The sequence below is a fragment of the Massilimicrobiota sp. mt181 genome (assembly GCF_055420065.1).
In genome coordinates this window covers 25,441-35,019 of the sequence record NZ_JBVAYN010000024.1, presented here as the reverse complement: position 1 = coordinate 35,019, position 9,579 = coordinate 25,441, and the positions used below count along the sequence as shown (strand labels likewise).

Sequence of the window (9,579 nt, the reverse complement as noted above, 5' to 3'; positions counted from 1 at the left end):
GACTGATAAATGAGTCAATTATAATATACCAGGACAAAATTATGCGTAGTGTTGTTTTAGATCAGGGAAAAACAAATGTCTGTGGTATTTGTGGAGCGAAAGAACCCTTTATTGAATATAAGGAATTGGAAGGGATTCATTTTATATGGTGTAATAAATGTCATACCATTAGTTTTTTTAAAACACCACAAAATGAGATGAAGAAACATTTGATAGAAAATGAAATGAATTTTTATCAATCAAAAAAAGAGCCTTAGGGCTCTTTCTTTGATTATTCATTAACAATTGCATTAACTGGGCAAGATTCTGCAGCTTCTTTAGCAGATTCTTCTAATTCAGCAGGAACATCTCCTAAGATGTTTTCAGCTAATCCATCAGCGTTTAAATCGAAAACTTCTGGACATACTGCAGTACAAGAACCACAACCAATACAATTTTCATTAACTTTATACATTTTTATTACCTCCTATTCATATGCCTATTATATAATAAAAGGAATAATTTTAAAAGTTTATTTTATAATTTTTTATAGTTATGATATAATGAACACGGTGATGCAAGATGGAGAAACAAACAAGAATAAATAAATATAAAGAATTAAGAGATGAAATGAAGGAAGAAGTGGCTATAGATCGTCAAATGACTTATGAACAAGATGAAGAGGATGATGATTTTTTATCATTTCTACCACAAAATAAACCAAAAGATATACAAGATACTTTGATGGAACCATTATCATATGAAACATTAAAACCTGATAATGAAGAAATTAAGTCAGCTTTAAATGAAGCTAAGGTCAATGTTGGAAAAGAACAATATAATACACGTTTAGATATTTTAAATAAAATTAAACAATCAGAAGAGCATCAGCCTCAACATGCTGCTACTTCAGAGAAGCCAGAAAAGAAAGAAGAACCACAAAAGAAGATGTCTTTATTAGAGAAACTGGCTGCCATGTCTCCTGAAGAGGATGCTGAAGAACTGAAAAAGTATGAAGAAGGTTTAACAGTTGCTGATTTTATGAAGGAAGATAAGAAAAAAGCAAAACGTGAAATGGTTGAAAAACCTAAACATGAAGAGACAAAACCTAAAAAAGTTAAGAAACAAAGAGAAAATGTTATAGAAGAAGAAAATAGTCTTGAGGATGAAGAACAGGAAAGTAAGTTAGTGACTGTTTTGAATTATGTCATTATTATTTTTATTGTTGTATTCATTGTGTTGGCAATATTTATTGTAAGAGAATTGTTTTTTTAGACTAAGGAATTTCCTTGGTTTTTTGAAAGAGAGAGGTAAGTATGACAAAGAGAATTTCTATAGCTATTGATGGTCCAGCAGCGGCTGGAAAATCAACAATAGCCAAAATGGTTGCAAAAAATTTAAATTATACATATATTGATACTGGTGCTATGTATCGTTGTGTTGCTTATTATGCTTTATTAAAACATGTGGATGTTCATGATGAACAGGCAGTTGATAAGTTATTAAAAGATATAGATATTCAAATGTATCCTGATGGAACAATCCAACTCAATCATGAAGATGTGACTTCTGCAATTCGTGAAAATGAGGTATCTATGGGAGCAAGTGTTGTTTCACAATATGCAGCAGTGAGAGCTTTCTTAGTCGATAAACAAAGAGAAATGGCACAAGGTGGAGGTGTCATTTTGGATGGTAGAGATATTGGTACAGTCGTTTTGAAAGATGCGGAATTAAAAATCTATCAGATTGCCAGCATTGAATGTCGTGCTATGCGTAGACATCAGGAAAATATGCAAAGAGGCATTGAGTCTGATTTGAATGAAATTCAAAAAGAAATAGCTTTACGTGATCAACAGGATATGAATCGTCGTATCTCTCCTTTAAGAAAAGCTGATGATGCCATTGAGATAGATACGTCAGATATGACACTAGAAGAAGTTGTCTCTAAAGTGATGCAACTTGTAGAACAAAGAATATAGAGGAGTGAAAATCATGAGAAAAGGAATCGTCGCGATTGTTGGACGAGCGAATGTAGGGAAATCAACGATTTTTAATCGTATTGTTGGAAAGCGTGTTTCTATTGTTGAAGATACTCCAGGAGTGACACGTGATCGTATTTATGCAGATGCATCCTGGTTGACACGTGAATTTAAAATTATTGATACAGGTGGAATTGAACTGGAAAATGCATCTTTTACAGAACAAATCAAAATGCAGGCAGAAATCGCTATTGAAGAGGCTGATATCATTTTATTTGTTGTCAATGGAAGAGAAGGCGTTACAAAAGAAGATATTTTTGTAGCACGTTTATTACAGAAGTCACGAAAACCAATTGTTTTGGCTGTTAATAAAATTGATGATCAGGTTTATAAGGATCAGATTTTTGATTTTTATAGTTTAGGTATTGGAGATCCCATTCCTGTATCAGGAAGTCATGGTATAGGTATTGGAGATGTTTTGGATGAAATTATTCATCGTTTGCCTGAATTTAATGAAGAACAGGATGATAATGTGATTCGTTTTTCAGTGATAGGGCGACCTAATGTTGGAAAATCATCATTAACAAATGCATTACTAGGAGAAGAACGTGTCATTGTTTCTGATATTGAAGGAACTACACGTGATGCTATTGATACACCTTTTGAAAAAGATGGACAAAAATATTGTGTTGTTGATACGGCGGGAATGCGTAAAAAAGGAAAAATTTATGAGAATGTTGAAAAATATTCTGTTTTACGCGCTTTATCAGCAGTTGAAAAAAGTGACGTTGTGTTAATGGTCATTGATGGACATCAAGGTATTATAGAACAGGACAAACATGTTGCTGGATATGCCCATGAGGCGGGAAAAGCCGTGATTCTGGTTGTTAATAAATGGGATTTGATTGAAAAAGATTCAAAGACAATGAAAAAAATGGAGAGTCAGATTCGAGAACAATTTAAGTATTTGGATTATGCTCCTATCATTTTTGTTTCAGCCAAAGATAAAAAACGTGTCCATTTATTATTGCCAATGATTCAAAATGTTTATGCTAATAGTCAAAAACGTGTCTCAACAAGTGTCTTGAATGATGTGCTGATTGATGCACAGACAATGAATCCAACAACAACCTTCAATGGTGGACGTTTAAAAATATATTATGCAAATCAGGTCAGTGTTGGACCACCAACATTTGTATTGTTTACAAATGATCCACAGTATTTACATTTTAGTTATAAACGATATCTGGAAAACCGTATGCGTGAAGCCTTTGGATTTGAAGGAACACCAATACATATTCTTTGCAGAAAGAGGGACTAAGATGAAAATCGCAATTTTAGGTACAGGAAGTTGGGCAACAGGATTGGCTAGAGTTCTTAATGATAATGGACATCAGGTTATGTTATATGGTATTGATCATAATGAAATTGATGATATTAATATTAGACATTGCAATTATAAATATTTTAAGGATATCAGATTAGAGGAAAGCATAGTTGCCAGTGCATCATTAGAAGAAGTTATTGATCATGCTGATTACATCTTGATTACGATACCAACACAGTTTGTCAGATCTGTTTTAGAAGAAGTGAAAAGCCTATTAAAACAAAAAGTGACTATTATTAATGCGGCTAAAGGTTTTGATATGAATACCAATATGCGTATGTCTGATACAATAAGAAGTGTTTTTGATGAAAACCAGATTCATCCTGTTGTCTCTTTAATTGGGCCTTCACATGCTGAAGAAGTTGTTGTTCGTATGTTAACTGTTGTATGTGCTGTGTCCTTAGATGAAAACTATGCCAAGGATGTTCAAAAGTTATTTTCTAATCATTATTTTAGGGTTTATACATCAACAGACGAGATTGGTGCAGAATATGGTGCAGCCTATAAAAATGTAATTGCTGTTGCCTCTGGGATTATTGCCGGTTTAGGATATGGGGACAATACACGTGCAGCATTGATTACGCGAGGACTATATGAGATGAGTTTATATGGAACTGTTAAGGGTGCCAATCGTGAAACCTTTTTTGGGTTGACAGGAATTGGTGATCTTGTGGTGACATGTTCATCTGTCCATTCACGTAACTTCCAGGCAGGGCTGGAAATTGGTCAAAGTAATCGTGCTTTGGATTTTATGGCACATAATACAAAGACTTGTGAAGGTATTCGTACGTGTAAAGTCATTCATGATGATGTGGCTTCACACAACTACGGCATAGAAGTTCCTATTGTTGATGCTGTTTATCGTGTCCTTTATGAAAATGCAACACCTCAAGAAACGATTGCATCATTAATGTTACGTGATTTAAAATCAGAACAATGATGAAGTCTTTTGCATATATTATCTTGGGTGATAAAATTGGATAAGCAAGATAAATTACTGGATAAAGTATCGCAAAAAACACATGTTTCTAAAGAAGATATTTTATCTTTAGCAAGTGATTTGCAGACAAAGGATTTAAATGATGAAAAAAATATCAGAGAATTTGTGAATAAAATTTCTCGTTTAACGAATAAACAGGTTAAGCCAGAACAAATGGATAAAATTGTTCGTATTATTCAAAATAATCAAATTCCGACTGATATTGATAAGCTTGTATAAAGGGGTTCTTGATGAAGAACTCTTTTTTTCTTGATATTTTATATTGAAATGGATATAATAGGGATGATATAGGGATGATGAAGGGAAGTGGAAAGATGTATTTATTTTCTTGTATAAAATTGCACAAAAGCATAGGAGCTATGCATACAGGAAAATAAAACTTTTTTTCATACAAATAATATTATAATGATGGGCGACAAGTTTATTTTCTTGTCGTTTTTTTGTTTGTAAGGAGGGATCATGATGTCTTTAATTCAAGTACAACACTTAACTTTTGGTTATGAAGGAAGTTATGAATTGATTTTTGATGATGTGTCTTTAACTTTGGATACATCATTTAAAACAGCATTAATTGGGAGAAATGCGCGCGGGAAAACAACGTTTTTAAAACTTATGATGAAAGAATATGAATATCAGGGACAAATCATAATGAGTGAAGACTGTTGTTATTTTCCTTATGAAGTTTCTGATGAAACGATGTTAACAATAGACATTTGTTATGAAATATATCCACTATTACAGCAATGGGAACTTGAAAAAGAACTTCATTTGCTGGATTTAGAAGGGTTGGATATATTCTATCGTCCCTTTATGACGTTATCCTATGGTGAGCGCACAAAAGTCCTGTTGGCACTTCTGTTTTTAAAGAAGCATTCTTTTTTATTGATTGATGAACCAACAAATCATCTAGATCAGAAGTCACGTCAGATTGTAGCACAATATCTAAAGAAACAAAAAGGTTTTTTACTAGTAAGTCATGATCGTTATTTTATTGATCAATGTTGTGATCATATTATGGCTATCAATCCAACAACAATTGAAGTTGTTCAGGGAAATTTTTCTAGCTGGTATGAAGATAAGATGAAAAAAGATGAAAGAGAAATGATGCAAAATAAGAAATTAGAAAAAGATATTGATAAGATGGAAAAATCAAAAAGACAAAAAGAAAACTGGGGTCATCAGATTGAAAAATCAAAAATAGGAGCTGCAGATAAAGGCTATGTAGGTCATATGGCAGCGAAAATGATGAAAAGATCAAAAGCTATTGAAAACCGTCAAATGAAGGCGATAGAAGAAAAGAAAAAGCTTTTTAAAGATATCGAAGAATATGATGATTTAAAGATTCATTGTTTAAAATATTTTCAAAAACAGCTTATCAGTTTTGATCATTTTTCTTTAGCTTATCATCAAAAGGTTTTATTTAAAGATTTAACTTTTACGATTTTGCAAGGAGAACGTGTTTTATTGAAAGGACCTAATGGATGTGGAAAATCTAGTCTGATTCGTTTTGTTGCTGGAGAAAAATGGGAGTACCAGGGGCAGTATACTCAGGGGAGTCAGCTAAAAATTTCCTATGTTCCTCAAGATTGCTCTTTTGTTCAGGGAAAGTTAAACAACTGGATTGAAAAGTATGGGGCAGATCAGACATTAGTTAAAACACTTTTAAGAAAATTAGGTTTTTCACGTTCTCATTTTGATATCAATCTAGAAAACTTAAGTCAAGGTCAAAAGAAGAAGATTATGCTTGCTATTTCACTAGCAACACCGGCACATCTTTATGTCTGGGATGAACCTTTGAATTATATTGATATTTTTTCACGTATGCAGATAGAAAAAGCTATTTTGCAATTTCAGCCAACTTTATTGTTTGTTGAACATGATCAATTTTTTCAAAAGAACATAGCGACACAGATTGTTGATTTTGAACAACTCATTTGACAAAAGAATGCTATCCATATACAATAATAGTCAAAGGAGATTTGGCATGAAGAATTTAGTTGTAACAGATAAAGATATTTCAACCGAATATTTTCAAAATTCTGTCATAGTGAATTTAAATAATATTCATTATTCAACTTGTACAGGTGGTTTATCTTGCTTAAAATGTGAGGGATCTTGTTATTTTAAGGATGATATGAATATTATTTCGAAATGGTCAAATGATTGTCAACTGATTATTTATATTACAAGAGTGAAATATGGTTGCTTTGATATTCCCTTTAAAAGAATGCTGGAGCGATTGGTTGTGAATCATGAACCTTATTATACAATGGTGGATGGAGAAACCTGTCATCTTGGTTTGAGTCAATTACGCAAGAAGTTGCTTGTAATTGGATATGGAGAGGCTACTGATGGTGAAAAGAAGCTCTTTAAAGAACTTCTTGATGATTCTACACTTGGATTTTCATATTCATCTGTTGATGCCTATTTTTGTGAAGAAAATGAACTAGACGAAGTCTTGCGTACTTTTGGAGGTGTCGATCTTGGCTAAAATTCTTTTAATAAATTCAGGATTGAAACATACTTATACTGTTATGAAACCTTTTTTATCCAGATTAGAAGTCTATCTTGATGGACGTTGTGATTGTTTGGATGTGCGTAATACGATGACTTTTGATGAACGTACTTTTTTTGAATATGATCAGGTTGTTTTTATTTTTCCAGTTGCCTTGGATTCAATACCTTCATCAACGCTTGAAATATTTCATCGCTTAGAATCTCAGCAAAAAGGTTTTGCTGAAGTGTATGCTTTAATTGCCTGTGATGAATATGAGCCTGAAAAATGTGATATCTCAGAAAGAATATTACAGAATTGGTGCTTAAGAGAACATCTGCAGTTTAAAGGAAGTTTGAAAATAGGTTCTGCATTTTTTATTATGAAAACAATGTCACGTTTTGTTGTGTCTAATGAAATCAAGAAGTTTTCTGAGGCAATTTTAAAGCATCAAAACTTTTCTGGTAAGATCACAATGTTAACTGATCGTATTTTTATGAAGAAAGCTAATCAATATTGGAATAAAGAAATCAAAAAAGTCAATAAAGAAAAGAAAAAAGCGATAAAGTAATGAAATATGTAAGTGAAATAAACTTTCATATTTTATTACTGATTCGCTTTTTTTATTGATAAGATTCAATAATCTGTTTGATATAATCTAATGGAACACGTAAACGATGCGCAAGTTCTTCATATGAAAGGCCTTGACTCAGTAGACGTTTAATAAGCTTTCTCATACATTCGCTGACTTCAATGACATGACCATCTGGATCATAGAAACGTACAACTCTTTGACCCCAACTGCCTTCTTTGAGGGGATGAAGCAAAGTAATATGATATTGATCTAAAAGAAGCATAAATTCATCAATATCCTCAGTTTCAAAAGAAAGTATAACAGCATGATTGATAAAAATAATATCAGAGTCAGACTTATGAATTGTATCTTTCCATATTTCCTTAGAATGAAGTATAATGCCAGAAGTCAATGTTACACTGCCATGAAAGTCTAGAAGAACTTTTAAACCTAAAACCTGTTTGTAGAAATTTTTTGATTTTTCTAAATCATTGACAATTAATGTTGTATTCTTTAGTTTCATAGATATCCTTCCTTTTTTTATACATATTTATTTTAGCATGCAAAGATGAACTTTTTTTATCTTTTTGTTCATATGTTCTAAATTTTTACAGAAATCATATATTGATGTGTGAGAAGGAGGATGTCTATGCAGACAATAGATATATTAAAAGATATTGGAAAAAGATGTGATGGTGATATCTATTTAGGGGTTGTCGGACCAGTCAGGGTGGGAAAATCATCATTTATTAAGCGTTTTATGGAAAAAGCTGTCATTCCTTATATTGATAATCCTGATGCTAAAATTCGTGCCATAGATGAGCTGCCACAGTCTGGAGAAGGCAAAATGATTATGACGGTCGAACCAAAATTTGTACCGAATCAGGCTGCTCATATTCAAGTTGGAGATAATTTGAGTGTGAATATCAGATTGGTTGATTGTGTTGGTTATGTCATTGATGGGGCGAAAGGATATCAAGATGAACAGGGAATTCGTTATGTGAAAACACCTTGGTATCTAGAAGCGATACCATTTGATGAGGCGGCTAAAATTGGAACGCAGAAAGTGATTCAGGATCATTCTACGATTGGGATAGTGATGACCTGTGATGGCTCTATTTGTGAAATACCAGGTGTAGATTATCTTCAGGCAACGGATGAAGTGATTTCTGAACTCAAAGATATTGGCAAACCTTTTGTGATTGTTGTCAACTCAAAAGATCCTCATAGTATGCAATGTAGTCAACTGGTAGAAGAGCTTCAGAATAAACATGATGTTCCTGTTATGGCTTTAAAAGTGACAGATATGAGTGAAGATGATATTACACGTTTATTGAAAGAAGCTTTATATGAATTTCCTATTCATGAAGTTAAAATTGAAGTTCCTAGATGGATTGCTTTGATGGATTCAAGTCACTGGCTTAAACAAACTTTAGATGAATCACTGGAAAAATCTTTACAGGAAATTCATCGCTTTAGAGATGTTGAGAAGATTGCGACATCTATGACTGAATTTGATTTTATATCAAAAGCTTATTTGTCATCTATTGATACATCTGCCTCATCAGCGACACTACGTATTGAAGAAAGAAATGGTTTATATCATGAAATTCTTAATGAAATTTTAGGACAAGAAAAATTTGATGCGGCTTTATTTTTAAGACAGATTCAGGAGCTTAAACAAATGAGTCAGGAATATCAGGCTTATCAAAGTGCAATTCAAATGGTTAGACAAACAGGGTATGGTTATGCTTTACCGATGTTGGAAGATATTGAGTTAAGCGAACCAGAAATTATCAAGCAAGGGCCTCGTTATGGTATGAAACTGGTCTCAACTGCTTCAACCATTCATATGATTAAAGTTGATATTGAATCAACTTTTGAACCGATTATAGGTTCTAAAGAACAAGCTGAAGCTTTTGTCCAATATTTACAAAGTCATGGTAAAAATAATAAGGAAGCTATTTTTGATTGTGATGTTTTTGGTAGAAAATTAGGTGATCTGATTAATGAGGGAATGCGTGTGAAATTAGCTTCTATGAATGAAACCGCTTGTACAAGAGTGCATGATATTTTGAGTAAAATTGTGAATAAAGGAAAGTCTAATGTGATTGCGATAGTTTTATAAATTTGTTATTGCGCTTAGGTTTTTGAAATGTTATACTA

12 protein-coding genes are annotated in these 9,579 nt (G+C 32.6%); 10 read left to right on the top strand and 2 right to left on the bottom strand.

Translation table 11 applies throughout. The annotated features are described in order from the left end of the window. The coding region (locus tag ACZYT4_RS11685) for a hypothetical protein (RefSeq protein WP_463785960.1) at positions 1 to 257 on the top strand (257 nt) is incomplete at its 5' end. 14 nt (positions 258 to 271) lie between these two features. Here ACZYT4_RS11685 and ACZYT4_RS11680 read toward each other — a convergent pair. Then, entirely contained in the window at positions 272 to 454 is a 183-nt protein-coding gene (locus ACZYT4_RS11680; protein ID WP_463785958.1) for a ferredoxin, read from the bottom strand. A 107-nt stretch (positions 455 to 561) separates the two neighbouring features. Between ACZYT4_RS11680 and ACZYT4_RS11675 the strand changes: the two genes are divergently transcribed. The 8 genes from ACZYT4_RS11675 (at position 562) to ACZYT4_RS11640 (ending at position 7,410) form a co-directional block, all read left to right on the top strand. Beyond that, positions 562 to 1,254, top strand: a complete 693-nt coding sequence (locus ACZYT4_RS11675; protein ID WP_463785956.1) for a hypothetical protein — start codon at positions 562 to 564, stop codon at positions 1,252 to 1,254. 41 nt (positions 1,255 to 1,295) lie between these two features. Beyond that, a complete protein-coding gene (gene cmk, locus ACZYT4_RS11670; protein ID WP_463785954.1) occupies positions 1,296 to 1,958 on the top strand; it encodes a (d)CMP kinase in 663 nt (220 codons plus the stop codon). Positions 1,959 to 1,971: 13 nt separating this feature from the next. Next, positions 1,972 to 3,279, top strand: a complete 1,308-nt coding sequence (der, locus tag ACZYT4_RS11665) for a ribosome biogenesis GTPase Der (protein WP_463785952.1) — start codon at positions 1,972 to 1,974, stop codon at positions 3,277 to 3,279. A gap of 1 nt (position 3,280) precedes the next feature. Next, positions 3,281 to 4,285, top strand: a complete 1,005-nt coding sequence (locus tag ACZYT4_RS11660) for an NAD(P)H-dependent glycerol-3-phosphate dehydrogenase (protein WP_463785950.1) — start codon at positions 3,281 to 3,283, stop codon at positions 4,283 to 4,285. A 36-nt stretch (positions 4,286 to 4,321) separates the two neighbouring features. Beyond that, positions 4,322 to 4,564, top strand: a complete 243-nt coding sequence (locus ACZYT4_RS11655) for a stage VI sporulation protein F (protein ID WP_463785948.1) — start codon at positions 4,322 to 4,324, stop codon at positions 4,562 to 4,564. Positions 4,565 to 4,807: 243 nt separating this feature from the next. Then, positions 4,808 to 6,283, top strand: a complete 1,476-nt coding sequence (gene abc-f / locus ACZYT4_RS11650) for a ribosomal protection-like ABC-F family protein (RefSeq protein WP_463785945.1) — start codon at positions 4,808 to 4,810, stop codon at positions 6,281 to 6,283. A gap of 46 nt (positions 6,284 to 6,329) precedes the next feature. Further along, on the top strand, positions 6,330 to 6,836 hold the full coding sequence (locus ACZYT4_RS11645) for a flavodoxin family protein (protein WP_463785943.1): 507 nt from the start codon (positions 6,330 to 6,332) through the stop codon (positions 6,834 to 6,836). Beyond that, a complete protein-coding gene (locus ACZYT4_RS11640; protein ID WP_463785942.1) occupies positions 6,829 to 7,410 on the top strand; it encodes a hypothetical protein in 582 nt (193 codons plus the stop codon). The genes ACZYT4_RS11645 and ACZYT4_RS11640 overlap by 8 nt, the downstream gene beginning before the upstream one ends. Positions 7,411 to 7,462: 52 nt before the next feature. Here ACZYT4_RS11640 and ACZYT4_RS11635 read toward each other — a convergent pair whose 3' ends face one another. Beyond that, positions 7,463 to 7,936, bottom strand: coding sequence for a VOC family protein (locus ACZYT4_RS11635; protein WP_463785940.1), 474 nt, complete (start codon positions 7,934 to 7,936; stop codon positions 7,463 to 7,465). Between the two features lie 126 nt (positions 7,937 to 8,062). On the opposite strand from ACZYT4_RS11635, the gene spoIVA reads away from it, so the two are divergent. Next, entirely contained in the window at positions 8,063 to 9,541 is a 1,479-nt protein-coding gene (spoIVA, locus tag ACZYT4_RS11630; protein ID WP_463785938.1) for a stage IV sporulation protein A, read from the top strand. Positions 9,542 to 9,579 lie beyond the last annotated feature (38 nt).

Coding starts and splice junctions, on each gene's coding strand:
- abc-f (WP_463785945.1), top strand. CDS start 4,808: ATGTCTTTAATTCAAGTACAACACTTAACTTTTGGTTATGAAGGAAGT.
- ACZYT4_RS11675 (WP_463785956.1), top strand. CDS start 562: ATGGAGAAACAAACAAGAATAAATAAATATAAAGAATTAAGAGATGAA.
- ACZYT4_RS11645 (WP_463785943.1), top strand. CDS start 6,330: ATGAAGAATTTAGTTGTAACAGATAAAGATATTTCAACCGAATATTTT.
- cmk (WP_463785954.1), top strand. CDS start 1,296: ATGACAAAGAGAATTTCTATAGCTATTGATGGTCCAGCAGCGGCTGGA.
- ACZYT4_RS11660 (WP_463785950.1), top strand. CDS start 3,281: ATGAAAATCGCAATTTTAGGTACAGGAAGTTGGGCAACAGGATTGGCT.
- ACZYT4_RS11680 (WP_463785958.1), bottom strand. CDS start 454: ATGTATAAAGTTAATGAAAATTGTATTGGTTGTGGTTCTTGTACTGCA.
- spoIVA (WP_463785938.1), top strand. CDS start 8,063: ATGCAGACAATAGATATATTAAAAGATATTGGAAAAAGATGTGATGGT.
- ACZYT4_RS11635 (WP_463785940.1), bottom strand. CDS start 7,936: ATGAAACTAAAGAATACAACATTAATTGTCAATGATTTAGAAAAATCA.
- der (WP_463785952.1), top strand. CDS start 1,972: ATGAGAAAAGGAATCGTCGCGATTGTTGGACGAGCGAATGTAGGGAAA.